Here is a 25,591-nt window from a genome sequence, read left to right as displayed (position 1 = left end):
ACATTTTGTATACAAGAAGTAAGAAAAATAAAATTCCTCCTACCCACATTTTTTACGCCTGAAGTTTATAAGTACTTCAGGCGTATTTTTCTTCCATTTTTATTCATTTAATGGTTCTTCTAATTGTACTAATAATTCTTCTAATGGCCCTTCATAAAGAGGTACGTTAGGGATCGATTGTAGAAATCGTTTTCCATAGGAAGAACTCGTCAAACGACGATCTAACACTACTACCGTTCCTGTATCTGTATTCGTTCGAATTAAGCGGCCGAATCCTTGTTTGAAACGTAATATTGCTTGTGGCAACGCTAATTTAGCGAATACATCCTCACCTTGATTTTTTAGCCACTCACCTTTCGCTTCCATCATAGGTTGATGAGGAGGCGTAAATGGTAGACGGACAATAACAAGACAACTTAAGGCATCTCCTGGAATATCTATCCCTTCCCAGAAACTACTCGTCCCTAATAAAATTGATTTGTCGAACTCTTGAAACTTTCGAATTAAGCGGCTTCGACTTCTATTATTCACACTTTGTGTGAGTAATAAATAACCCTCTAATTCATCATTATTTTTTAAATTCGCATACGCTTCTTTTAACATTTCATACGAAGTGAATAAAACAAGCATTCTGCCTTTTGTGGCTTTCGCTATCTTTGCAATATGTTCCGATACAGATTCAATATATCGCTCATTACTTACTTGCTTAATAAAAGGTACATCCGTTGAAACCATTAATTTCATTTGTTCATCATAACGAAATGGCGACGGAACCTTTAAAGTATTTGGAGCGAAATCATGTAAACCAAGTTCCTCTTTTATATAATCAAACGTATCGTTAACTGTTAGTGTTGCGGATGTAAAAATAACACTCTTTTTTTCTGTTAAAAATTTATCAGCAAATCTTTCACCAATATGAACAGGCTGTGCATATAGAACTGTTGAATGAATCGTCCCTTTCGTTTCAGTCTCCATCCAAGTTACATACGAATTCTTTTCTAATACGAGTAACTGTAATGATTCTGCCATCTTTCTCAGCAACTCAATTAAATGCATAAATTCACCTGTTACAACATGCATCTCCCATTCTAACTTACTTTGCAATATATCCACTTGCTTCTCAAGAGCAGTTACTACCCTTCTTAATTCATATATAAAACGATTTGTTAATTCGACGATACTATCCCACAACTTACCTTTTTCTAGTTCTGCGTTATACCTATAGATGAGCGGCATATTATTTGTTCCTTGTTCTTGCTTTGTTTGTTTAAATATAAAATTACGTAACATTTGGAAGAGTTCATCCGCATCAAACTTAAGTTCCTTCAAACTATAACTTATCATACGGAAAGTTGAACGAGATGCTTGCTCTGATTTTTTCATCATTTTATATACTTTGGAGAGTACATCTTCTGTTTCTAGCGTCCCAAGACGAGATATAACCAATTGAAAATACATACAAGAGAACTGTTCACCCAATGTTCTACTCGCAGCTTCTTCAATATGGTGAGCTTCATCAAAAATAATATGTTCGCATGAAGCAAACAGCGGTTCTTCACTTGAAAAATCTTGAAATAATAACGCATGATTTGTAATAACGATATCTGCAAATAAAGCTTTATTCTTCGCTCGCTGGTAAAAACAACGACTAAACCAATTACTTTGCATACCGCCTGGACTATACGCATCACTACAAATACGATTCCAAAGTAACTTTCCGCCCTCAGGAATATTTAATTCGTCTCGATCACCCGTTTCAGTTTGCAATAGCCAAACTAAAATCTTGGCTTTCGTAAGTGCCATATCATAATTTTTTTCTTCCTCTTGTAAAGCATACTCAAATTTGTGTAAGCAAAGATAATGCTTTCTTCCTTTTAGAAGAGCTGCATCAAATGAAAATGGCATTATTTTTTGTAATAACGGAATTTCTTTTTCTAATATTTGTTGTTGGAGTTGTACCGTTTGTGTACTTATAATGACAGGTTCTTCTTTTCTCTTTGCAAAATAAAGACTAGGAAGCAAATACGCAAGAGTCTTTCCTGTTCCTGTACCGGCTTCAATTAGTGAAAAACGAGAATCTCTTAACGCCGTATATATCTCTTTCATCATCAGTTGTTGACTTTCTCTTCTTTCAAACTTTGGCATATGTGATTCCAATTTATCCATCGTTTTATTCAAGAAAGCATCAAACTTTGATGAACACGTTTCTCCAAGGTTTAAGGAATAGTTCCGCTTTTTCAGCGCAATATTTCGATGTATTTCATACTCCGCTATATCTTCTTTACCATGCATTACTTTCTTTAAAATATTTTCAGAAAGCACATCAGCTATATCACTTTGAAACACGTCGCTTAATTCATAAAGCGATTGCAACGTGACAAGTGGTAACTTTTCAATTTCATTTAAAAATTGTAAAAATAATTCCGCTGTTGCAAGAGCATCACTATCCGCACGATGTGGTTGATCATGTTCTAGTTCGTGCTTCTTAGCTAAATCACGTAATTTATAACTATCAGCTGTCGGTAAAAGAATTTGAGCCAATTCAACCGTGTCGATTTTAGGACAATGTATTTCTGTATATCCAGCCTGCCTTAATTCTTCATTTAAAAAATTCCAATCAAAGTGAACATTATGCGCAACGAAAGCCGCACCTTGTAATAGCTCAACAATCATCGGGGCTACATCTTGAAATAACGGGGCTTGTTTTACAAGACTTTCATCAATCCCTGTTAATTCTGTAATAAATGGTGGGATCTCTCTCTTTGGGTTAACAAAAGACGAAAAAATCTCCAATATCTCTCCATCTTCTACTACAACAGCTGCAATTTGGGTAATTTTATCCTTCCCATCTTTCCAGGAGTTCCCTGTCGTCTCTAAATCAACAACGACATAACGCTTACTCATATATGTAACACCTCAATTTCTTACCGTTCAAACAACAATAATTTATATAATGTTACTATACCACGTTTTATCTCATCTTAATGAAAAGATGCACAAAAAAGCTATCTCCGCAATGGAGATAGCTTTTCTACTTATAATATCGTACCCGCTTTTTCAGCACCTAACATTTCAATAATTTGATTATTGTCGTCTAGTACTGCAATTTTTGGTTCTTGTTTATGAACCTCTTCTTCCGTAACTAGCCCATAACAAATAATAATTACTTTGTCCCCTGGTTGTACAAGCCTTGCCGCAGCACCGTTTAAACAAACAACACCACTACCGCGTTCCCCTTTAATAACGTATGTCTCTAAGCGAGCACCATTATTATTATTTACAATTTGGACTTTTTCATTTTCTACAATATTTACTGCATCCATTAAATCTTCATCAATTGTAATACTACCTACATAATTTAAATTTGCCTCCGTTACAGTTGCACGATGTAACTTTGCTCTCATCATTGCGCGAAACATAGATGCTCCCCCTTATTTAACCGTTAATGTTATATTGTCAATTAATCTTACATTTTCAAATTTAACTGCAATAGCTAAAATGATTCGTCCTTCGACTTTCTCTACCATTGTTAATGACGGATATGCATATAAATCCGCATAATCTACAGTGCCTTTCGTATGCGTCTCAATATACTCTTTCACAAGATTTGTAATGATTTCCGGATTACGTTCACCTGCCTCAATTCTTTCTTTCGCTATACATAGACTGCGGTATAAATGAAGAGCCTCTTCACGTTCATCTTGTGATAGGTACACGTTACGAGAACTTTTCGCTAATCCATCTTCTTCCCTTACAATATCAACTGGTACGATTGTAACTGGAATATTGAAATCAGTTACAAATCCTTCAATTACTGCAACTTGTTGAGCATCTTTCATACCGAAATAAGCACGCGTTGGCAGCGTAATATTAAATAGTTTCATTAGTACAGTTGCAACACCAGCAAAATGACCAGGTCTTTGTTTACCGCATAATACGTCCGTGCGTTTCACAACTTCTACTGTTGTTGTTTGTTCTGATGGATACATTTCTTCTACACTCGGATAAAATAAATAATCTACACCGTTTTCTTTTGCTACATTTTCATCTCTATCAATATCACGAGGATATCGATCTAAATCTTCATTTGGGCCAAATTGCAGCGGGTTTACAAATACACTTAAAACTACAATTTCATTTTCTTCTCTTGCCTTACGTAATAAGGTAGCATGCCCTTCATGTAAATAACCCATCGTTGGAACAAAACCAATACTTTTTCCACTTGCATGCAGTTCGTTTGTAATTTGCTGCATCTCTTGCACTGTAGTTACGATTTTCATTATTGTTTTCCCCCGTATAACGCTAAGCGGTCTTCTTCTTTCATTGTGAACGAATGTTTTTCTTCAGGAAATTGCCTTGTCTTTACTTCAGTAACGTATTGTGAAATCCCGCGCACAATCTCCTCTTGAACAGAAGTATATTGCTTCACAAATTTTGGAACACGATTTACGCCATATGAGATAAGATCATGATAAACAAGCACTTGCCCATCTACTTTTTGTCCTGCACCAATCCCGATTGTTGGTATTGTTAGTTGTTCTGAAATAAGTTCTGCTAACTGCATTGGTACACATTCTAACACAAGCGCTATTGCACCAGCTTCTTCACATTTCTTTGCATCTTCTATTAATTTTTTTGCACTCTCCGCATCTTTTCCTTGCACTTTATATCCACCCAACACTCCTACAGATTGAGGTGTTAAACCTAAATGCGCTACAACAGGAATTCCTGCGTTCGTCAAATATTGAATCGTTGATATAACTTCTCCAGCACCTTCTACCTTCAATGCGTGCGCCCCGCTCTCTTGAACGATGCGGCGTGCATTCATCATCGTTTCTTGTAATGATACGTGATACGACATAAATGGCATATCAGTTACAATAAACGTCTCTTTCGCTCCGCGGCGTACAGCTTTCGTATGATGAATCATATCCTCTACTGTTACAGGTACTGTTGAATCGTATCCGAGTACAACCATTCCAAGAGAATCTCCAACTAAAATCATATCAACTTCAGCTTCTTCTGCTAATTTAGCAGATGGATAATCATACGCCGTTAGCATTGTAATCGGCTCACCTTGCTCTTTCATCTTCAAAAAATCTGTTTTTGTTTTCAAAAACTACTCCTCCTTTATGCAGGAGAGAGGAGATGGCCGAAATCATATAAAAAACCCCTCTGGCCATAAAAGGGCAGAAGGGTTGTGTGTTAGTCGGCATTATTCATCCCTCTGTCCCAGTCCGTTATTGGATCAAGGCAGAATCCAAGTTATTATTTTTCATATTACTTCGAATCATGGTGCAGTTCACTCTGATACTGCCCACATTCGAACTAATTATAGCAAACTACAAAAAGGAATTACTACATTTTTTTGAAAAAATAATTTTTTATTCTTATTACGGTATATGAAATTTAACAAGAGAGTATATATGCTATAAAGTGAAAATTTAATCAGCCCGACAAATAGCGGGATAAAGTTTTTATAGATAATTCAATCTTGAAAAGATACATGTTTTTTCAACGCATGTTAAAAAAATCTAAGTTAATTTCTTCTATAATCAATTGAACTGTATAGTATAACTCTTAAACTAATGATGCAGGTTAATTGAGGAAAAGTACTTAACAAAGGAGAATTGCAGATGTCTATGAACAGGTGGTTATTTCGATTCAGCAGTTTGCTTGTAATGATTGTATGGTGGATGTCTTTAGGATCCTTTCATGTATTTGCCTCAGTTAATGTCGTAACACAACCCACCGATTTAACGAACGTGATTGAGGTTGAACTAAATGATGATTACTTTAATCCAAATGTCATCACGATTCCGCTTGAAGGATCTACAACATTACTATTGAAAAATAAAGGTAAAAACGAGCACACCTTTACAGTGAAAAAACTAGGCATTGACGTCGTAGTCGAGTCAGGAAAAGAAAAGAATATTACCGTGAAACCTAAAAATACTGGTACATATGAATTAATATGTCGATACCATCTTCTTAAAGGAATGGAAGGCAAAGTAATCGTCAAATAACATGCCAGGCCAACTAGACGGAAGATATTTTGAAGTGAACTTTAAATATGAAAAGAATTTATTATCATGTTACAAATTCAACTCAAAAATATTGAAATAAAAAGAAGTTCCAAAAGAGGAACTTCTTTTACTTAATTTCGATATCTGCAGAATGAATATGATGTACTTTCCCCTCATGATCCTCCAGAAGTAATACACCATCCTCTGTGATTCCTTTCGCTAACCCCGTAATCGTCTCTCTCATCGTTCGAGCAGTAATTTCTTTCCCGATGCTCACAGCGTAACTTTCCCAAAGAATTTTAATGACAGAGAAACCATTTTGTAAATACTCTTCATATAATTTTTCTAGTTGTAAATAGATTTGTTGCATAAGTTCTGCACGAACAATCGGCTTACCTGATTCAATCGCTAATGAAGTAGCAATGTGCTGAATTTCTTCATCAAAATGTTCTTGCTTTTGATTCGCATTAATACCGATGCCCATAATGACAGCATTAATTTTATCAGGATCCGCTTGCATTTCTGTTAATATACCTACAGCCTTTTTACCTTGAATTAAAATATCATTTGGCCATTTTATTCCCACGCCTACACCTGTACATTTTTCAATTGCCTGTGCAACACTAACAGCCGCTAACAAAGTAAGTTGCGGTGCATGATGAACTGGAATCGATGGGCGTAAAATAATACTCATCCAAATTCCTGTTCCTTTTGGTGAATGCCATTTTCTGCTTAAACGACCTCTTCCCGCTGTTTGTTCTTCTGCTACAACGATAGTTCCTTCTTCTGCACCTTCATAAGCAAGTTTTGCTGCAATGTGCTGCGTTGATTCAACAGTTTCTTCAAAATACACTGTTCTACCAATTCGCTTCGTTTGTAGCCCTAACTGAATTTCATTAGCAGTCACTTTGTCTGGCTTACTTGCAATTCGGTAACCTAATCGGCGCACAGCTTCAAGTTCATATCCCTCACTCCGGAGATCTTCCATATGTTTCCACACAGCAGTTCTTGAACAACCAAGTTTATCACTAATCGTTTGGCCGGATACAAACTCGCCATCCGCTTCAGAAAAAACTTGTAATAACTGCTTTCTTATAGTAGATTGCATCCTTGCAGCCACTCCCTTATACGCTCTTTCTCATTAACTACGTTTCCTTTTACAATTGCTTCCTCGATTTTCTGAAGCATGTCAGCAACCCACGGACCAGGCTTTTTGTTTGCCCAGTTTAATAAATCATTACCAGTCACATTCATTTCTTGACGACCCTGGATTGGCAATGCATGAAACATTGATTGTACTCGTTTAACAGATGTAGGATTATAGCTTTCAATCATCGCTTCATATACTCTCTCTGCCATTTCAGCGATATAAATTCCCGTTTTATAAAGAAGGACTGTATCCCAATCCTTCTCCTTTCTAGTACGGATTGCCAATAAAACTGCAACAATATCTTTTATTTTTTTATTCGAAAACTTCCATTGACGTAAAAAGACAGATGGATGTTCTTCTCCGATACAATATAAGAAAAATGCCCACGCCTCAATATCCGTTTCGAAAGAATCCCATTTATACTGCGTAGCTTTTAACAGTCTCTCTTCTGACATTTGTAAATATGGCAAATGAGAAAATAGCTTCGTCTCTACTAATTCTTTGAGACCTTTCACACAATATGTACCAGTTAACAATTTCTCAAACTCTACTGTAATGCGCTCAATTGCTATATGTTCTAGCAAATGTCCATACGTTTCAATCGCTTGCTTCGTTTTCGTTTCTAATGAAAAACCTAACGCGCTTACAAACCGAATACCACGCATCATTCGCAGGGCATCTTCTTGAAAACGATCCGCAGCATTTCCAACTGTCACAATTTCTCTCTGTTGAATGGCTTCCTGTCCAGCAAATAAATCAACCATTTCGCCTTCTTCTGTCATAGCAATTGCATTCATCGTGAAATCACGACGTTTTAAATCCTCTTCTAATGAACGAACAAATTGAACACTACTAGGTCTTCGAAAATCTTCATATTCGCTTTCTGTTCGAAAAGTAGTTACCTCATAAGGCTCACCATTTTCTAAAACAATTACAGTTCCATGCTCAAGACCAACAGGAACATTTCTTGGGAATATAGCCATCACTTCTTCTGGTAAAGCAGATGTCGCAATATCAATATCTCCAATCGGCCTATCGATAATAAGATCTCGTACGCTCCCACCAACAAAGTAAGCCTCATGTCCTTGTTGTTTTAATGTCTCAATAATAGAACTAGCTTTTTTAAATCTTTCCATTTTTGTCATCCCTTAGTACGTCATAGTAAATCGTTTCATATTGTGAAACAATTTTTTCTGAGCGAAATTGCTCATAAACACTTTCTCTTGCTCGTTCTCCCATATTACGGTGAAGTTCCTCGTCCTTTAATAGCTGAGTAGCTTGATTTGCCACTCCTGTTGTATCGCCAACTTCACATAAATATCCTGTTTCCCCGTGTTGAATAACCTCTGGAATACCTCCAACCCGTGTTCCGATACAAGGTACACCACACGCCATTGCTTCTAATAAAACAAGACCAAAACTTTCCTTCTCTGATAGAAGCAACATTAAATCACTCATCGCAAGTAGTTCTGCAACATTATCTTGCTTCCCTAGGAATAAAACACGATCTTCAATATGTAAATTCTTCACTATCTGTAAAATCGTACAGAATTCTGGTCCGTCTCCAACAAGAAGCAACTTCGCATCTACTTCTTTAACAATTTTAGCAAATGCCTCAACAACATCCTGCACACGTTTCACTTTACGGAAATTCGAAATATGAATAAGTACTTTTTCACTCTCACTTATACCGTATTCTTTCTTTAATTGAGACATATTACGTTTGAAATATACACGTTCGTCTATAAAGTTATATACCGTTTGAATTTCTTTACTTGGTTTTACAAGCTCATGCGTTTCGTTAATTAATGAATGCGAGACAGCAGTAACAACATCCGATTGCTCAATACCAAAACGAATTAAATTATTTAACGAAGGGTCGGAACCTAACACAGTAATATCTGTTCCATGCAAGGTTGTAACAATTTTAATACGCTCTCCGATCATTTGTTTTGCTAAATATGCACAAATTGCATGTGGTATTGCGTAATGCACATGTAAAATGTCTAAGTTTTCTCTTTGTGCAACCTCTGCCATTTTACTTGCTAACGCTAAATCGTATGGTGGATATTGAAATACAGAGTACTGGCTTACCGTCACTTCATGAAAATATATGTTTGGATATACTTTATTTAACCGGAATGGTAAACCCGATGTAATAAAGTGAATTTCATGCCCGCGTTCCGCCAATTGCTTTCCTAATTCTGTTCCAACAACTCCAGAACCACCTACAGAAGGATAACATGTAATACCTATTTTTAATTTCATTTACATCCCCCTAATAAATCAGCATGTAATAAAACCGGTTTCTTACTCATAAATCCCTCGGCATACAAGACTCCAACTTCTTTTCCAAACATCTTCTCACGAGCAATCACAGTTTCAACGTATCCTTCTGTTAACGGTGTCTTAACACCATCACTTCCTGTTGAAAATTGACTTTCATATGCTTCTAATGCTTCCACCTTTATAGAGAGGTACTCACTTATATCTATACAAAAATTCGGTTTATGAAAACCATTAATCATATAATTATAAAAAGACTCCACACGATGTGGTGAAAGTTCCGGCATATATTTACGGATTCCTGCTGAAAAAATAGCCTCTTCCACAAGCTTTGCACAATTTGCATGATCTGGATGACGATCTTCATAGTATGGCGCAAAAACTAGTTTTGGTTTATATGTACGGATCACCTTGACAATTTCACGTATATACTCTTCTTTCATATACAAACCACGGTCTGGCATCGCTAAATTCAGCCTCGTTTTTACTCCCATTATACGAGCTGCGACCTCTGCTTCTTCTTTTCTCAACTCTATCGTTCCATTGGAAGAAAGATCAGCTTCTGTTAAATCACAAATACCTACTTCATACCCTTGCTTTGTATATTTAGCGATGGTACCAGCCATGCCGATTTCAACATCATCGGCATGAGCACCAAACGCTAATATATGTAATCCACTCATAATTGTTCCCCTCATTTTCTTAACTTACGATAATCTAAATCTCCTCGCTCTAATGCGTGCATCAACATTTCAGCACTTGCCATATTCGTTGCAAGTGGAATCGCATATACATCACATAAACGAAGCAATGCATTCACATCCGGTTCATGCGGCTGTGCTGTTAATGGATCGCGGAAGAAAATCACCATATCTAAATCGTTTTTTGCAATCATTGCACCAATTTCTTGATCTCCACCAAGAGGGCCAGATTGATATCTTGTTACAACTAATCCAGTCGCTTCCATAATACGAAGCCCTGTCGTTCCTGTTGCAAATAATTCATGTTGCTCAAAAATTGGTTTATATGCGTATGCAAACGAAACCATATCATTTTTCTTTTTGTCATGTGCGATTAAGGCAATTTTCATCCGTTGTCTCCCCTTTAGTCGATAATATTTTCTAAACCGTACACAAGATGATCAAGGTTCATTACTGTCTCAATTGATAGTTTTACACCTGACATAAATGATGCACGATTGAATGAATCATGACGAACTGTTAACATTTGTCCATCTCCACCAAACATTACTTCTTGGTGTGCAATAAGCCCTGGCAAACGTACACTATGAATGTGAATACCGTCTACATTTGCACCACGTGCACCTGCTAGTTGCTCTACTTCATTTGGATGACCTTGCTGCTTTGATTCACGATTTTGACGAATTAATTCTACCGTTTTTACAGCTGTACCAGATGGTGCGTCTAATTTTTGATCATGATGTAATTCAATTACCTCAACATCTTGGAAATATTTCGCTGCCATTTGTGAGAATTTCATCATAAGAACTGCACCAATTGCAAAGTTTGGAGCAATAATTGTTCCTACTGCTTTTTCTTTTGCATTCTCTGTTAAACGTGCCAATTCTTCTTCTGTAAATCCAGTTGTACCAATAACAGAACGAAGTCCACGCTCAACTGCAAGTGTAACGTGTTGTTTCCCAACTTCTGGTGTTGTTAAATCTAACAACACATCTGCTTCTACTTCATCTAAACAAGTATGTAAATCAGCGTAAATCGGTGCATGTAATGCTGGCATGCCAGGTAAATCAGAAATCTTCTCACCACCATGCTTATAATCCACTGCTGCTACTAAATTAAAATGTTCCGTTCTTTCCATAAGAAGGACTGCTTCATGTCCCATACGTCCTCTTGGTCCGGCGATAATTACTTTAATTTCTTTCATTATTCTTTCTCTCCCTCATCAATACGTGTCCAGCGATCTTTATCACGTGTATTAAATTTATTCATTACAATGTTATGTGCTGTCTCTAAATCAATATTTAAACTATTTGCCATACAAATCATAACAAATAATACATCTCCAAGCTCTTCTTCAATACTTCTTTCTTTTTCAGTTGTTTTCTTCGGTTTCTCACCATAATAATGATTTACCTCTCTCGCAAGCTCTCCCATTTCTTCCGTTAAACGAGCCATCATTGCAAGCGGACTGAAATAACCTTCTTTAAACTGACCAATATATGCATCTACTTCTTTCTGCATATCTTTCATCGTTTTTGCTTCCATACTATTCACCTCTAATCCTTCCTCTTTCATGTTAGCCAATTCATCGCGATTTGACAAATATTATTCCCCGCCAAACACCTATTTGCGACCCTTTTTTGGATAGACTATAATAAAGTGAAACTTTCTTTTGCGCTTTTTGCAAAAGATTAGCCCATACTAATCGAGTTCTTACTATTTTCACTAGCAACTAGAAATTACTTATTATTATGTTTTACCGTTTCAGCGGAGCAATGTAATCATTACATAATTAGGGGGATTTCTATATGACATCAAAATTGAAGATGCGAAATATTATTTTTATTTTAATCGGTTCCGCTATATTTTCTTTCGGTATTGTCAATATCAATATTGAAAACCACCTTGCAGAGGGTGGGTTTACTGGTATTACACTATTATTGTATTTTTTATTTAAGTTTGATCCTTCCTACTCAAACTTAATTTTAAATATCCCTATATTTTTTATTGGTTGGAGGTTACTTGGCAGAACGACATTTTTATATACATTAATCGGCACCTTTAGCGTATCTTTATTTCTATGGATTTTCCAGCGTTACGAAGTGCTCAACTTACATTTAAACTTGCAAAATGATATGACACTCGCAGCTTTATTCGCCGGGGCATTTATCGGTATCGGCCTTGGAATAATATTTAAATATGGCGGGACTACTGGCGGTGTAGATATTATCGCACGACTAGCTCACAAATATGTTGGCTGGAGTATGGGAAAAACGATGTTTATGTTTGATGCTGTCGTTATCGTAGTCTCTATTCTTACCTATTTATCATACCGCGAGGGCATGTATACGCTAGTTGCTGTTTTTATCGGTGCTAAAGTCATTGATTTTATGCAAGAAGGGGCTTATGCTGCAAAAGGAGCGACTATTATCTCAGAGAAAAACGATGAAATTGCTGCCAAAATTTTATCTGAAATGGAGCGCGGAGCAACCTTTTTAAAAGCCGTTGGATCGTATACAAAAGTGGAACGTAACGTATTGTATTGCGTTGTTGCTAAAAATGAAATCGTGAAATTAAAAAATATTATTACGTCTGTAGATCCTCATGCTTTTGTCGCTGTAAGTGATGTACATGATGTAGTTGGTGAAGGATTTACGTTAGATGAAAATAAAAACCCTTTACATAATTAAATGTAACTAGAAAAGCACCTTAGCTTTTCTAGTTTTTTATTACAAGTCTTTTAAGCTTCTCCAAATCCTCATAAATAAGCTCCAATAAACTCCGATTATAAAAAATAGAAGCTGGATGAAAAGTTGGAAAAACATGATATTCATTCTCTGACCATATAAACTCTGCACTTTGCATATCCTTTAATTTTTGAATGGGCTGTTTTAATAATTGCCCATGTACATCTGTGATTTTTTTATTTTTTCCTGTTAAACGTTGAAGACCGATATTTCCAAGCGTGACGATAAGCTTCGGATTTATTTTCTCTAATTCATAATCTAATAAAGGCGCATGGGCAACTATTTCTCCTTGATTTGGCGTTCTATTATACTTTTTTTGTATGATTTCACCATTTCGTTCTTTTTTCTCTCGCCATTTATAAGGTCTACTCCGAACAGCGCTCGTAATATATACTTCTTCCCTTGTAACGTGAATACGCTCTAAAAAAACCATTAATTGTTTTCCCGCCCTCCCGCTAAACGGAATCCCATTATGAATTTCTGTTTCACCAGGCGCTTCTCCTAACAACATAAATTTGGGATTTTCAGGGCCTTGTCCACTTAAAAAACCTTCTAGTTGATAAGGAGCACTACGCTCTTTCACTTGTTTTACTAAATGGTCTGGATATTTCATTTCCCCCCACCGCCTTTCCACATTACTTCTATTATTTCTATTTGCAATACATTATATAATTCAAGCCACACAACAAAAAAAGACTATCAAAATTGATAGTCTTTAGTCGTCGCTACGCTGCATACCAGTATACATTAATACGAGACGTAATAATTCAAATACCGCTACAGCTGCAGCTGCTACATATGTTAATGCTGCCGCATTTAATACTTTACGAGCTTGGCCATATTCATCTGTTGATACAATACCTAACGCTTCAATTTGTTGCATCGCACGCTTTGACGCATCAAACTCAACTGGTAATGTAACGAGCTGGAACACAACACCTGCTGCCATTAGAATGATACCTAATAACAACAAACCAGACATTTGTGCAAATATACCGATTAGGACGAAAACCCAAGACATATTCGAACCAAAGTTTGCAACTGGCACTAACGAATGACGAACACGCATAAATTTGTAATCTTTTGCATCTTGAATTGCGTGTCCTACTTCATGTGCTGCAACTGCCGTACCAGCAACTGAATGTCCATAATAGTTATCTGTTGATAATCGAACCGTCTTAGCGGTTGGATCATAATGGTCTGATAAATGACCTGGTGTTTCTTCTACAGCTACGTTGTATAATCCATTTTCATCTAAAATTTTTCGAGCCACTTCCGCTCCTGTCATACCTGATGTTGAATAAACTTGTGAATACTTGCTATAGGCACTACGTACTCTTGACTGTGCATACAACGGTATGATCATTATGATCGCGAAGTAAATTAAATAAAACATCATGAACCTCCATTGAAGTTTTAATTATAGTACTTCTCATTCTATTTTCTTCTGCCACTATTGTCAATAAATAAGCCTTACAATCCATATCTTTACTTATTACATTATCTATTTTTAGAATGTACATTACTTTTTCTTCTCTCTCTCTCTCCTTTATACTTTCTCCATCCAACATAAGTTAATGTGAATAAAATAAGTCCCCCAGTAATTGTCATAAACCAAATGAGAGAGGGTGCAATTTCATCCTTTTTTACTGTGTGAAATATCTTTTGCAAATCCCCTTTAATAATCCCTAATTGCATTTGGCCGCCTTTCGTTTTTAACATAACGTTACGAAATTCATCCAAATAAGATAAATGAGCATTTACACGCTGTACCTCGTTTTCTGGCAAAGCAATCATTAAGCTTGGATAAATAATATTGAATTCATTTAAAAATGTATTTAACGTTTGTTGAAACTGCCCAACATCTTCTTTTTCCATCGCTTTTTCCATTTGAGAAAAGGCATCCATTACTTTTCTTTCTCTTTCCATCCAAAGCGGTTGATATTTCGATACTTGCGCATCAACAGCAAGTTGTAATGCCAGCACATTATCCATTTTAACTTGCTTACCTAAACCTTCTTCAAAGAGCGATTGTTGCGCCTTGTCGTAAGCTAAAGAAATAACTCTAACTTGATCTGGTGTTACTTCCTGCTTCTTTTCATTCCCCTTGATTAAAAATTGCTCTGAGAAAAGTTGTAATACTTGTACTGCTTTTTCATCTTCATTACGCTTCACTAACTGTAACGAGTCATCTAACAACCCTGTTAGCTCATTCCACTCTTCAGCATATATACGTAATGGAAACATTATAATTAGAAATGCTATCAATCCAATTAATGTTCTCTTCATCCCGGTCCCCCCTATAACTACTAGTACAAAATATGTTAATTGGGACAAGAATAGAACAGAACTGAACCGAAAAATATATTATCGTTTTACAAAGAAAAAATTCTCTTTAAGCAGAGAATTTTTTCTTTGACATCCTTTTCTTTTTTACGAAATATCTATATAAACTATAACAAAGTATACTACCACCTAAAATGAATAATAAAATAGCACACGCAGCATGCATAAAGAACTCCTCTGGTAGCATTAATATAACTGGATCCGTTTCAATATCAAACATCCAATAATCATTACTGAATAAAAGCTTATGGAATAATACAAAGCTCTTTTCAAAATTAATAGCGATCGGTAACATAAGCGCTATCGGAAAAATGATTGTTAAAATCGATCCGTGCAGTAAAAACTTTTCATTTTTCTTTTTTAATAAATAAATTCCGCCTATCACTGCAATCATAATTGTCGCATACATCACATATTGAATCTTTACTAAAATATTTTTAACATCTACAAAATGAATACGGCCATTTGTAGACATATCTAATGTTGGCAAATGTAATGCTCCGTCATAAAACGGGGATAAATATGTAATAAGCACATCGTAATTTCTTTTAATTTCATCCTTCGTCATATCCGCTAAATCAGGAATATTTAAAAAATCAATTTCAAAATAATACAGCCATTTTCCATACACAACTGCCGTTGTTGCAAGTGCAAAAATAGAAAATGCTATGCTATATGAAACAATTAAAGTAATCAATCGATCCAATATTTTTGTACCACTCTTATTTTTCTCCATGTTCTCCCCCTAAATGTTCTAACCATCATAAAGAAAATTGTTTCCTGTGCTCACGTAAGCAACAATAATATGTAATACATAGTACAGCAACGCTTAACCAAAACGTAAAATAACCAATTTCCTCTACAAACAAATGCATAATTCCATATCGCGGCATTTGCCAAAATAAATAATCAATTGCATCGTTATGCAACGTCCACACACCCGCTACTATAAAATGCCATTTTTTTATACGGTAAAATGGAGCATATAAAACACCTTGCACCGCCATCGCAAAGTGCGAAAGCATTAACATGTAGCCCATAAGGCCAATAGGACCTTTTACGTAAATCATAATCGCATTTACAACAACAGCCCAAATACCATATTTTATTAAAGTAACAATCGCTAGCGCTTCTATTAATCCCCAGTTTCTCTTTGTCAAAAAAGCAATTAAAACAAAGACAAAAAAGAGACTCGCCATAGGACTATCTGGTACAAACGGCCAAAATATAGGTGACGTTTCTTTCAATTGATTTCCGTACCATATAAACCCGTAAATTGTACCTAATATGTTAACAACCAATAAAAATAATAATACCGAGCGTTGTCTTAACATTGCATACAAGTACACCAATCTGTATGTCCAACACCTTTCAAGCAAAGTAATTCATTCACTAAATCCTACTCTATTATAACAAACTTCATCCAACTAAATAGAAAAGCTGACTACAAATTTTGTAGTCAGCTTTTTATTATTTTTTATTATACTTTGCAACGAATTCCGAAAGCTTCTTCAGTTCCTCATCTGTACCTTTAAATACACCTTTAGGCATGGAACCTTTTCCATCTTTCGCAATTTTAGCAATTTCTTCTGGCTTTAAAGTTAAGTTTTGCAGTGCTGGTGCTGCCGCCCCGCCCTGTAAGTTGTCACCATGACATGTTAAACAAGTATTTTTTTGCATTAATTTATAGCCATCATCATTTTTATCAACTGGCGCTGTTTTTACAATTGCTCCTTGTTTCTTTGCAGCTTCCCAGTCGTGGTGTGCTACAGATTCCCAAGTTAAAAAGATAATCGATGCAATTGCTAAAAGCATAAATCCAGTTGCTACAGGACGCTTCAATGGACGTCTTTCTGGACCTCGATCAAGAAATGGAGCTAACAGTAATGCACCAAACGCAATCCCTGGCATAATAAACGCTCCAATTACAGTAAATGAACCGGAAGCATAAGAATACTTTAATAACTGATACAAGAATAAGAAATACCAATCTGGAAGTGGTATATATCCAGCATCTGTTGGATCCGCCATTCTCTCAAGTGGCGACGGATGCGCCACTGTTAAACATAAATAACCGATTAAAAAAACTGCACCAACCATCCATTCTTTTAACAAGAAGTTCGGCCAAAATGCTTCTGTTTTCCCTGGGTATTCAGAATAGTCTTTTGGAATATTTGGTTTCCGAGCTACTGGTACCCGAGAATCTCCTACAAACTTCATCCCTTTGCCGCGATGCATAATCTCCCTCCTTTAGTTCTTTCCCCTTTAATTTAGCAATCTCTTATAGTGGACCGGAAATACCTTGTTTGCGAATCATGATGAAGTGGAAGGCCATTAAACCTAGAAGTGCTGCTGGTAAGAAGAAGACGTGAATAGCAAAGAAGCGAGTTAATGTTTGAGCGCCAACAATTTCGGAATGACCAGCGAGTAATGTTTTAATATAAGGACCAATGAGCGGTGTTTGCTCTGCAATTTGAATCCCTACTTTTGTAGCAAATAAAGCTTTCATATCCCACGGTAATAAATATCCGGTAAAACCAAGACCTAACATAACAAAGAAAATAAGAACACCAACAATCCAATTTAACTCACGGGGCTTTTTATACGCACCTTGGAAGAAAACTCTGAGTGTATGTAAAAACATCATTACAATTACGAGACTAGCACCCCAGTGGTGCATACCACGAACAATTTGCCCATAAGCAACTTCATTTTGTAAATAGTAAACGGATTCCCAAGCATTTTTAATATCAGGCACATAATACATCGTCAAAAACATTCCAGATAAAATTTGAATTACAGTAACGAAAAAGGTAAGTCCTCCAAAGCAATAGACGAATGCAGAAAAGTGATGTGCCGGGTTTACATGTTCAGGTACTTCATGATCAGCGATATCACGCCATATTGGTGTAATATCTAATCTTTCATCTACCCAATCATAAATTTTATTTAACATCTACTTTGCACCCCCTCTTGGCTTTGCTTTTCCTAGATACAGCGTTCCATCTTTCACTTTAGACTCGTACACATCAAGCGGAGCAAGGGGTGGCGTACCCTTAATGTTCATCCCATCTTTTGTATAACGCCCCCCGTGACATGGGCAAAAGAATTGATTCGGATGTGCTTTGTCCGAATTCCAGTTAACTGTACATCCTAAATGTTTACATACTGGAGAGAACGCAACAATGTCTCCGCTTTCATCTTTATGAACCCAAGCCGATTTTGGTTCTTCAGACTTGTACCAACCATCAACCTGCTTCACTTTAAAATCGAAACGCTTCGGCTCTGTTGTAATATCCTTTACTTGCGCAACAGCAACCATATCTGTTCCGGCTTCTTTTCTTAACACCGGATCAAGCGCAAATCGCGTCATCGGCATTAAAATACCGGCAGCCATAAAGCCTCCTACCCCTGTGAGTGTGTAATTTAAAAATTGTCTTCTTGACACGCGATGTTCTTTCTCGCTCACGAAAATTTCCCCCCTCTATCAGAAATTGTCCCCTCGTGATAAATTATATAAAAAATAAAAACTAGGACACTATCATGATATAATACGCTCATGCACAGGTCAATATCATACTACTCATAATAATAAGAACTTTCTGTTTATTGCGAGTTTCCCCACTTCTCTTCCAACATCACCATTATATTTTTTATATGTGCATGAATAACTTCTCTCTTTGCTTGATCACTAAATTGTTCTAATGCTAATGAAGGAAACCAAAATAAATCTCCCTGTAACTCTTGTATATCCTCTTTCCATGAAAAATCACTTGTAACATAAGCAATATGCTTAAAACCTTCTCTTCGTAAATGATTTGTCCATTCTTGCAAACGACCTTTTTCATTCTTTTGACTTTCTACTAAATACGTAAAAGCAGGCAGTAAAAGCACTCTTCCTTTATACTCTCTTTCCAATTCCATACTCAACAATTCGATAAATTCACCTTGTTCTACAACCATTTTTATTTCTTTCGCTGCCGAAATTGATAAAAGCGGTATTACTCCTGTATCAACATACTCTCTTGCTTGCTCAAACTGTTCCACATCTTTTACAATCCATTTCAAATTTCTTCCCCCCTTCATTTACAAATGACAGAACTTTCACTTTATATATATTAAACCATACTAAAAGAGGTAAAAAAAGAAAAACTACCCAATATAGGTAGTTTTTCTTGATAAAAGTCTGAAATTTGTAAAAATATTAATCCAAATACATTCTATAAAGTTTTTAACTCTGCCGTTAATCTATGAAACGCTTCCTTATCTTGCTTATCTAACGCTTCATCAATTTGTTTCAAAAGGCGTTCTCTTCTAAACGAAAATACACTTTCTTCCAAAAACCTTTCTGCAAGTAAACGATCTTTTTCATTTACTTCAATATGCTTTGGTAGATATGGGTTTTCTTCTAATACAGCTACATAATTCGCATTTTGAAACGATGATTTAAAGTTGAGTTGAATATAAATATCCTCATCTCGATTTAAACGAATATCATGAAACGATTTTTCAGCATCTGTTGTCATAACATTTTGTTTAAAAAAGTGAAACGGTGTGTCTTTCACACAATTCGCTGACATCACTAAGCCACGCGGACAATATTTTGCATGCTCTACGAAGTGGACTTTATGCATCAATTGGTCGTGACTCATTAAATAATTCAGAATCCATACACATTCACGCTGTTTCAGTTGGTAATTATTCAAAAACCATTTTACAAAATCCTTCTTCTCGTTTACAGAAACAGGGGTATTCATAGCAATTAAGTCCCTCCTCTGTCTTTCTCTTTTCTTTTTAGATTCAAGAAGCGGCATTCAGTTTCCTTCCAACTTATGAAAAATCCTCTAAATTATATAACAACTCTTCAATATGAATTTGTGTCGGGTCTAGTTGTAATAACTGGGTAAATACTTCTTTCGCCTCTTTTCGCTTTCCTTCTTCCAATAAGAAATAACCGTATTCTTCTAAGAAGTCTGGATGATTCTTAAAAGAAGTATATGCACTTTCATAGTGTTTTAATGCATCCGAATACATTTCTAATTGTTTTTTTGCATACGCAAGGTCCCAAAGTAGTTGTGTATCTGGTTCTCCACTATCAATAGCACGCTCTACAATTGCAATTAAATCTTCGTACTTTTCTTGTTCTTTTAAGATATACGCATATTTTAATGTTGCGCCTAAATGCCCTGGATCTAACTCAAGTGCTTTTTGAAGAACTTCCTCTGCTTCTACTATTTTTCCTAATTTCGCCGCAATGTTCGCTAACTCTACATAAAACGGAACTGAAAGCTCATCTACTTTAATTCCTTCATGAAGCGTTTCATAGCTTTCTTGAAGCATTCCTTCTTTTTCATAGCTTTTCGCTAAATACATGTACAGTGATGCGTACTCAGGGTCTAATTCTTTTAGTTCTTGCCAAGCACCGATTGCTCTCTGATATTCTTCACCTTGGTATAATGTGAAGGCATATCCAAATAATGAGTGAATATCTTTTTGTTCCTCTAGGCCTGCTTCATAATAAGAAATCGCCTCTTCCCAGTTTCCAATCGCACTTAACGTTTCTGCAAGACGAAGTGCGATTACAACACCACCCATTACTTTATGTTCCGCTAATAGCGATTCATAATAAGTAATTGCCTTTTGTTCTTCACCTTTACTACTATATAATTCTGCTAACCCAAACGTAATAACAGGTTCATCAGGCATCATTTCTTTCGCCTTTAATAGTTTTTGCTCTGCTACATCATCAAAACCTTGCATTTGGAATAAATCTGCAACAAGTAATAAAGATTGAACATATAAATCGTCATTTTCTGGAATATCATGAAGTACTTCAATCGCTTCATCTTCTTTATCTAGATCAATATATAATTCTGCTAAAAATACAGTGAATTCACTTTCTTCCGGATACAGTAAACGTAAGTCTTCAGTAATCGCTAATGCCTCATCTGTAAATCCAAGTGTATGATAGTAACGAGCGATATCATACTTCTCTTCATCATTTGCAATTTTTAATTGTTCTTTTAATAATTGTAATCCTTTTTCCGCTTCACCATTTTCAATATATGAAACAACTTGTTCAAACTTTTGCATAAACGTCTCCTTTAATTCTAAAAAATATTCTCTTCTGTTCATTTACCCCGCTATTAACGGGCAGTAAGACCCCCACCTCAAAATTCAGCTAAGGCAAAGAAGTTAGTTTGGGGATCAACTGCCCGTAAAAGCCCGATTGGTTCAACTAATAATCAGCGGGGGATAAACATCCCCCCACTGATTAAAGTTTCACTTTATCATAAGCAACTCACTGTTAGAACGCAACCTTTAGAATGAGCATGCTTCTTCTTATACTTCTTCTTACAGAGTAGGTAATTGTTCAAAAGGTTCGGATATGACACCGATACCTTATCATCATCTTCTATTGTACCGCTTTCTTTTATGACCGTGCAAATAACTTCTCTCACTAATTATCAAGCCATACGAACCGTGATTTACAGAACAACTTAATTACCAGTCTTCAACCTTTATTTTTAATACGATAAAAAAGGCTCCTATAATAGGAGCCTTCACAATCTCTTAAGAATATGTTTCTTCTTTCTGTACTTGCTCATTTACAAGCTCTTTCAGCAACTCTATAATTTCATCATTTTCTTCTTTCAAACCGACAGTAATACGAATACCATCATCGATACCAAATGCAGCACCAGAACGAACGATATATCCTTTTTTCATTAATCGTTCGAAAGCTTCATTACCCGGTATACCAAGTTTTAAGAAAATGAAATTTGTTTGAGATGGATAATAGAATACGTTATATTCTTTACAAAATGCATAATACTGATTTAGACCTTCAGCATTCTTTTTCACACAATCTTGTAAAAAGGCTTGATCTTCTAATGCAGCGAGTGCTACAGATTGCGCTACAGTTGATGTATTGAATGGTAACCTTGCTACTTCTAGCTGTCCGATTAACTTCGCATCCCCAATCGCATATCCAATACGAAAAGCAGCTAAACCATATGCTTTTGAAAACGTGCGTAAAACCATAAGATTTTCATACTTTTCAAGAAGTGGTAATGTTTGCGGATAGTCTTCTGCTTCCGCGTATTCATAATATGCTTCGTCCATAATAACGAGAGCCGACTTAGGAACCGATTCTAAAAATGAAAGTAATTTTTGTTTCTCAACATATGTACCTGTCGGATTATTCGGATTACAAATCCATACAATTTTCGTTTTATCATCTACTTGCTCTAGCATTGCATCTAAATCGTGAATACCATCTTTAAGTGATACTTCACGAACTTCTGCTCCTTCAATAACAGCATGGTGATGATATTGTGAAAACGTAGGATTCGCCATTACAACGTTTGTTCCTTCATGTAGTAACGCTCGGCTAATCATTTGAATGACTTCATCTAATCCACTACCAAATAGTAGTTGTTCTGCTTTTACACCTAAATGTTCCGCTACTTTTGTCCGAAGTTCAAAGGCATATCCATCTGGATAAAGGGCATATTGGCTCGCTAAAGAAGTTAATGCTTCTGTCACACGCGCTGAGCAACCGAATGGATTTTCGTTCGATGCTAATTTCACAATTTTCGATAATCCATATTCCCTTTTTACTTCTTCAATGTTTTTCCCAGGTACATATGCTCTCAAAGTTAACAATTGCTCTTTCACTCTCATTTTTCTTCCCCCAGTCATTTCATTCAATTTGATTACAATACAGTTATAGCCCCTTACTGTAATCTTTTATCATAACCGTCACTATTACGAGAATACCTCTAAATGAGCACTTCACAACACTTCGCTATCATTTTAAACCATATCTTTTTGAAATGCCTCTAACGCAATATGAACAGTCTCATCTGAAATAGATACGACATTCACTACCCCATATTCCTGCATAAGCACCATATGAATTGCTCCTGCATTTGCTTTCTTATCTTGTTTCATCAATTGAACGAGGCGCTCTACATTCAAATCTCTTGGCATTTTTGGATAGCCGTATTTCAAGAACCACTGCTTCATATCTTCATAAGCAAGATTAACCTTGTACACTTGCTCACTTAAAAATATGGCGAATAACATTCCAACCGCTACGCCGTCACCGTGAGTAATATTTCCATACCCTAGCTCTTTTTCAAGAGCATGTCCTAACGTATGTCCAAAGTTCAAATGGGCACGTACACCCTTCTCTGTTTCATCTTGTGATACAACATTTGCCTTTACAGGAATCGCCTTCGTTAATATATGGATTAACTTCTCATCACGAAGATCCGCTAATGTTTGCACTTCTTCTTTTAACCAATGATATAGCTCCACATCACCAATAAGAGCATGCTTTATCACCTCTGCATAACCTGAACGCCACTCTTTTTTAGGAAGAGACTGTAAAAACGGTGTATGATATACAACTGCTTCTGGCTGATGGAATGCACCAATCATATTTTTACCTAACGGATGATTAATCGCTACTTTCCCACCTACTGCGCTATCGTGCGCTAATAAAGTCGTCGGAACCTGCACAAAGCGAATACCACGCATAAACGATGCAGCAACAAAACCAGCTAAATCTCCAATCATTCCGCCTCCCAGTGCAAGAATTAAAGAATTTCTATCTAATTTATTTTCAAGAGCTGACGTATGAGCCGCATAGAAATTTTCGAAAGACTTCTCTTTTTCGCCACTTGGTACAACAAACGAAAACACGTCCTGCTCCACTTGTAATGCATCGATAACTGTCTGTAAATGTAGTGATGCAACAGCTTCATCTGAAATGATCATTACGTTAGATACAGCTGGCTGCATATTTTGAACGATCATTGTTAAGTGTGACAACGCTTCTTTACCAACATGTACATCATATTCTTTTGATTTCGTTTGAATATGTATGTTTCCCATTAAAATCCCCTCGCATATTCATTATGTTTCTCAATATTTTCACGAATCAGTTCCATACGATCTAATCCGAATTGTTCTATTAAAGCTGTTGCTAATTCCCAAGCCACAACCGCTTCTGCAACGACACTAGCTGCTGGTACTGCACAACTATCTGAACGTTCAATGCTCGCTGTAAAAGGCTCTTTCGTATCAATATCTACACTTTGAAGAGGTTTATAAAGTGTAGGTATCGGTTTCATCACACCGCGCACAACAATTGGCATTCCAGTCGTCATACCACCTTCCAATCCACCTGCATTATTTGTTCTTTTTGTATATCCATGCTCCTCATTCCATAGAATTTCATCATGAACTTCACTTCCCGGTCTATGCGCTGCTTCAAAACCAATTCCAATCTCGACACCTTTAAAAGCATTAATACTCATAATTGCAGCTGCTAATTTCGCATCCAGTTTTCGATCATAATGCACGTAGCTACCTACTCCAATTGGCATTCCTTCCACAATTACTTCAACGATTCCACCAATTGAATCACCATTTGCTTTCGCATCATCAATCGCTTTCATCATTTGGTTACCAGCTTCGTCATCTAAGCAACGTACAGGAGATGCTTCTGTAATACTCTTTAATTCTTCAATTGAACTATACGTAACCTCCTTAGCTTGTACACCGCCAATTTCAATTACATGGCCCGCCACTTTAATACCAAGTTCTGCTAACACCTTTTTAGCAACCGCACCAGCAGCAACACGCACCGTCGTTTCGCGCGCTGACGAACGTTCCAGTACATTCCTCATATCTCTATGACCATATTTAATTGCACCATTTAAATCAGCATGCCCAGGCCTTGGTTTTGTCACTTTCCTTTTCATCTCTTTTTCTTCTTGTTTCGTTAAAGGTTCTGCACCCATAACTTTTATCCAATGGGCAAAATCACGATTTTCAACAACGAGTGCAATAGGGGAACCTAATGTTTCTCCATGTCTAACACCACTTAAAATTTGCACTTGATCCGTTTCAATTTGCATGCGTCTACCACGCCCATACCCCTTTTGCCTTCTAGCTAACTCTTCGTTTATATCATCCGCTACTAAAGACAATCCTGCTGGAACACCCTCTATAATTGTTGTAAGTTGCGGACCATGAGATTCACCAGCTGTAATATATCGCATACGTTATTCCTCTTTTCGTATATGTATTTATCTCACTATATTAACTTTTATCATTCTAAAAATATTAAAGAAATTATATCATATATCGACCATTTTCTTATTCTATATTTCCGATAGGCCTAATTTAAATATCAATATATCATAACAGCTCAAACTTCGTAACTAATTGAAAATAAAAAAAGTGCAAGAAGAATACCCCTATTCTTCTTGCACTTTTTACTATTATCACAGTGATTAAAGCGTTTACAAATTATTTCAA

General features: G+C 36.3%; 27 protein-coding genes. 2 read left to right on the top strand and 25 right to left on the bottom strand.

What is annotated here, in order from left to right; genetic code table 11:
* Positions 1-99: 99 nt before the first annotated feature.
* The 4 genes from dinG to panB all read right to left on the bottom strand — a co-directional run bounded on the left by dinG (position 100) and on the right by panB (position 5,116).
* Positions 100-2,904, bottom strand: a complete 2,805-nt coding sequence (gene dinG / locus DOS87_RS07920; RefSeq protein ID WP_000044950.1) for an ATP-dependent DNA helicase DinG — start codon at positions 2,902-2,904, stop codon at positions 100-102.
* Positions 2,905-3,035: 131 nt separating this feature from the next.
* Positions 3,036-3,419 (bottom strand): aspartate 1-decarboxylase, encoded by a 384-nt coding sequence (panD, locus tag DOS87_RS07915; RefSeq protein WP_098424905.1) that lies wholly within the window; start codon positions 3,417-3,419, stop codon positions 3,036-3,038.
* Positions 3,420-3,431: 12 nt separating this feature from the next.
* Positions 3,432-4,280 carry a pantoate--beta-alanine ligase gene (gene panC, locus DOS87_RS07910; RefSeq protein ID WP_000707008.1) on the bottom strand — a complete coding sequence of 283 codons (849 nt, stop codon included), beginning with the start codon at positions 4,278-4,280 and terminating at the stop codon, positions 3,432-3,434.
* The gene (gene panB, locus DOS87_RS07905; RefSeq protein ID WP_000851105.1) at positions 4,280-5,116 is read right to left on the bottom strand and encodes a 3-methyl-2-oxobutanoate hydroxymethyltransferase; all 837 of its coding nucleotides are present in this window, start codon (positions 5,114-5,116) and stop codon (positions 4,280-4,282) included. The genes panC and panB overlap by 1 nt, the downstream gene beginning before the upstream one ends.
* A gap of 520 nt (positions 5,117-5,636) precedes the next feature.
* On the opposite strand from panB, the gene DOS87_RS07900 reads away from it, so the two are divergent.
* Complete coding sequence (locus DOS87_RS07900; protein ID WP_000062380.1) at positions 5,637-6,026, top strand: cupredoxin domain-containing protein; 390 nt, start codon at positions 5,637-5,639, stop codon at positions 6,024-6,026.
* A gap of 127 nt (positions 6,027-6,153) precedes the next feature.
* Here DOS87_RS07900 and DOS87_RS07895 read toward each other — a convergent pair whose 3' ends face one another.
* Genes DOS87_RS07895 through DOS87_RS07865 form a run of 7 tightly spaced genes read right to left on the bottom strand, consistent with a single transcriptional unit; the run spans position 6,154 to position 11,708 of the window.
* Positions 6,154-7,134: a biotin--[acetyl-CoA-carboxylase] ligase gene (locus DOS87_RS07895; protein WP_001192058.1), complete on the bottom strand. Its 981-nt coding sequence runs from the start codon at positions 7,132-7,134 to the stop codon at positions 6,154-6,156.
* Positions 7,119-8,312, bottom strand: a complete 1,194-nt coding sequence (locus DOS87_RS07890; RefSeq protein WP_000439312.1) for a CCA tRNA nucleotidyltransferase — start codon at positions 8,310-8,312, stop codon at positions 7,119-7,121. The genes DOS87_RS07895 and DOS87_RS07890 overlap by 16 nt, the downstream gene beginning before the upstream one ends.
* A complete protein-coding gene (gene bshA, locus DOS87_RS07885; protein ID WP_000768317.1) occupies positions 8,299-9,444 on the bottom strand; it encodes an N-acetyl-alpha-D-glucosaminyl L-malate synthase BshA in 1,146 nt (381 codons plus the stop codon). Before bshA ends, DOS87_RS07890 begins: the two co-directional genes overlap by 14 nt.
* Entirely contained in the window at positions 9,441-10,145 is a 705-nt protein-coding gene (gene bshB1, locus DOS87_RS07880) for a bacillithiol biosynthesis deacetylase BshB1 (RefSeq protein WP_000015660.1), read from the bottom strand. Before bshB1 ends, bshA begins: the two co-directional genes overlap by 4 nt.
* Before the next feature lie 11 nt (positions 10,146-10,156).
* Positions 10,157-10,552 carry a methylglyoxal synthase gene (gene mgsA, locus DOS87_RS07875; protein WP_000684765.1) on the bottom strand — a complete coding sequence of 132 codons (396 nt, stop codon included), beginning with the start codon at positions 10,550-10,552 and terminating at the stop codon, positions 10,157-10,159.
* A gap of 14 nt (positions 10,553-10,566) precedes the next feature.
* On the bottom strand, positions 10,567-11,367 hold the full coding sequence (dapB, locus tag DOS87_RS07870; RefSeq protein WP_000658810.1) for a dihydrodipicolinate reductase: 801 nt from the start codon (positions 11,365-11,367) through the stop codon (positions 10,567-10,569).
* Positions 11,367-11,708 (bottom strand): nucleotide pyrophosphohydrolase, encoded by a 342-nt coding sequence (locus DOS87_RS07865; protein WP_002108639.1) that lies wholly within the window; start codon positions 11,706-11,708, stop codon positions 11,367-11,369. The genes dapB and DOS87_RS07865 overlap by 1 nt, the downstream gene beginning before the upstream one ends.
* Positions 11,709-11,971: 263 nt before the next feature.
* Here DOS87_RS07865 and DOS87_RS07860 point away from each other — a divergent pair, with 263 nt between their 5' ends.
* Complete coding sequence (locus DOS87_RS07860) at positions 11,972-12,853, top strand: YitT family protein (RefSeq protein ID WP_000202121.1); 882 nt, start codon at positions 11,972-11,974, stop codon at positions 12,851-12,853.
* A 28-nt stretch (positions 12,854-12,881) separates the two neighbouring features.
* On the opposite strand, the gene DOS87_RS07855 is transcribed toward DOS87_RS07860, so the two are convergent.
* The 14 genes from DOS87_RS07855 to aroC form a co-directional block, all read right to left on the bottom strand.
* Positions 12,882-13,523 carry a uracil-DNA glycosylase gene (locus DOS87_RS07855; RefSeq protein WP_000876860.1) on the bottom strand — a complete coding sequence of 214 codons (642 nt, stop codon included), beginning with the start codon at positions 13,521-13,523 and terminating at the stop codon, positions 12,882-12,884.
* A 102-nt stretch (positions 13,524-13,625) separates the two neighbouring features.
* Entirely contained in the window at positions 13,626-14,309 is a 684-nt protein-coding gene (locus tag DOS87_RS07850) for a zinc metallopeptidase (protein ID WP_003258828.1), read from the bottom strand.
* A 101-nt stretch (positions 14,310-14,410) separates the two neighbouring features.
* A complete protein-coding gene (gene ypjB, locus DOS87_RS07845) occupies positions 14,411-15,199 on the bottom strand; it encodes a sporulation protein YpjB (RefSeq protein ID WP_098424904.1) in 789 nt (262 codons plus the stop codon).
* 106 nt (positions 15,200-15,305) lie between these two features.
* Positions 15,306-15,992, bottom strand: a complete 687-nt coding sequence (locus DOS87_RS07840) for a lipoprotein intramolecular transacylase Lit (protein WP_000414366.1) — start codon at positions 15,990-15,992, stop codon at positions 15,306-15,308.
* A 25-nt stretch (positions 15,993-16,017) separates the two neighbouring features.
* The gene (locus tag DOS87_RS07835; RefSeq protein ID WP_000262838.1) at positions 16,018-16,608 is read right to left on the bottom strand and encodes a lipoprotein heptaprenylglyceryl N-acetyltransferase LhaT; all 591 of its coding nucleotides are present in this window, start codon (positions 16,606-16,608) and stop codon (positions 16,018-16,020) included.
* Between the two features lie 118 nt (positions 16,609-16,726).
* Complete coding sequence (qcrC, locus tag DOS87_RS07830; RefSeq protein ID WP_000554601.1) at positions 16,727-17,494, bottom strand: menaquinol-cytochrome c reductase cytochrome b/c subunit; 768 nt, start codon at positions 17,492-17,494, stop codon at positions 16,727-16,729.
* A gap of 43 nt (positions 17,495-17,537) precedes the next feature.
* Positions 17,538-18,212, bottom strand: coding sequence for a menaquinol-cytochrome c reductase cytochrome b subunit (gene qcrB, locus DOS87_RS07825; RefSeq protein ID WP_000932700.1), 675 nt, complete (start codon positions 18,210-18,212; stop codon positions 17,538-17,540).
* Positions 18,213-18,725, bottom strand: coding sequence for a menaquinol-cytochrome c reductase iron-sulfur subunit (gene qcrA / locus DOS87_RS07820; RefSeq protein WP_001290420.1), 513 nt, complete (start codon positions 18,723-18,725; stop codon positions 18,213-18,215).
* A gap of 137 nt (positions 18,726-18,862) precedes the next feature.
* A complete protein-coding gene (locus DOS87_RS07815) occupies positions 18,863-19,342 on the bottom strand; it encodes a YpiF family protein (RefSeq protein WP_003258820.1) in 480 nt (159 codons plus the stop codon).
* Between the two features lie 134 nt (positions 19,343-19,476).
* Complete coding sequence (locus DOS87_RS07810; protein ID WP_001095925.1) at positions 19,477-20,013, bottom strand: ReoY family proteolytic degradation factor; 537 nt, start codon at positions 20,011-20,013, stop codon at positions 19,477-19,479.
* A gap of 73 nt (positions 20,014-20,086) precedes the next feature.
* Positions 20,087-21,349 carry a tetratricopeptide repeat protein gene (locus DOS87_RS07805; RefSeq protein ID WP_001168695.1) on the bottom strand — a complete coding sequence of 421 codons (1,263 nt, stop codon included), beginning with the start codon at positions 21,347-21,349 and terminating at the stop codon, positions 20,087-20,089.
* 480 nt (positions 21,350-21,829) lie between these two features.
* The gene (hisC, locus tag DOS87_RS07800; RefSeq protein WP_001264022.1) at positions 21,830-22,942 is read right to left on the bottom strand and encodes a histidinol-phosphate transaminase; all 1,113 of its coding nucleotides are present in this window, start codon (positions 22,940-22,942) and stop codon (positions 21,830-21,832) included.
* A 132-nt stretch (positions 22,943-23,074) separates the two neighbouring features.
* Positions 23,075-24,160, bottom strand: a complete 1,086-nt coding sequence (gene aroB / locus DOS87_RS07795; RefSeq protein ID WP_000526805.1) for a 3-dehydroquinate synthase — start codon at positions 24,158-24,160, stop codon at positions 23,075-23,077.
* The gene (gene aroC, locus DOS87_RS07790) at positions 24,160-25,332 is read right to left on the bottom strand and encodes a chorismate synthase (protein ID WP_001269378.1); all 1,173 of its coding nucleotides are present in this window, start codon (positions 25,330-25,332) and stop codon (positions 24,160-24,162) included. Before aroC ends, aroB begins: the two co-directional genes overlap by 1 nt.
* Between the last annotated feature and the right edge of the window lie 259 nt (positions 25,333-25,591).

The organism is Bacillus sp. CR71 (assembly GCF_003429245.1).
Classification (GTDB): domain Bacteria; phylum Bacillota; class Bacilli; order Bacillales; family Bacillaceae_G; genus Bacillus_A; species Bacillus_A thuringiensis_S.
This window is presented reverse-complemented; position numbering and strand designations above follow the sequence as displayed.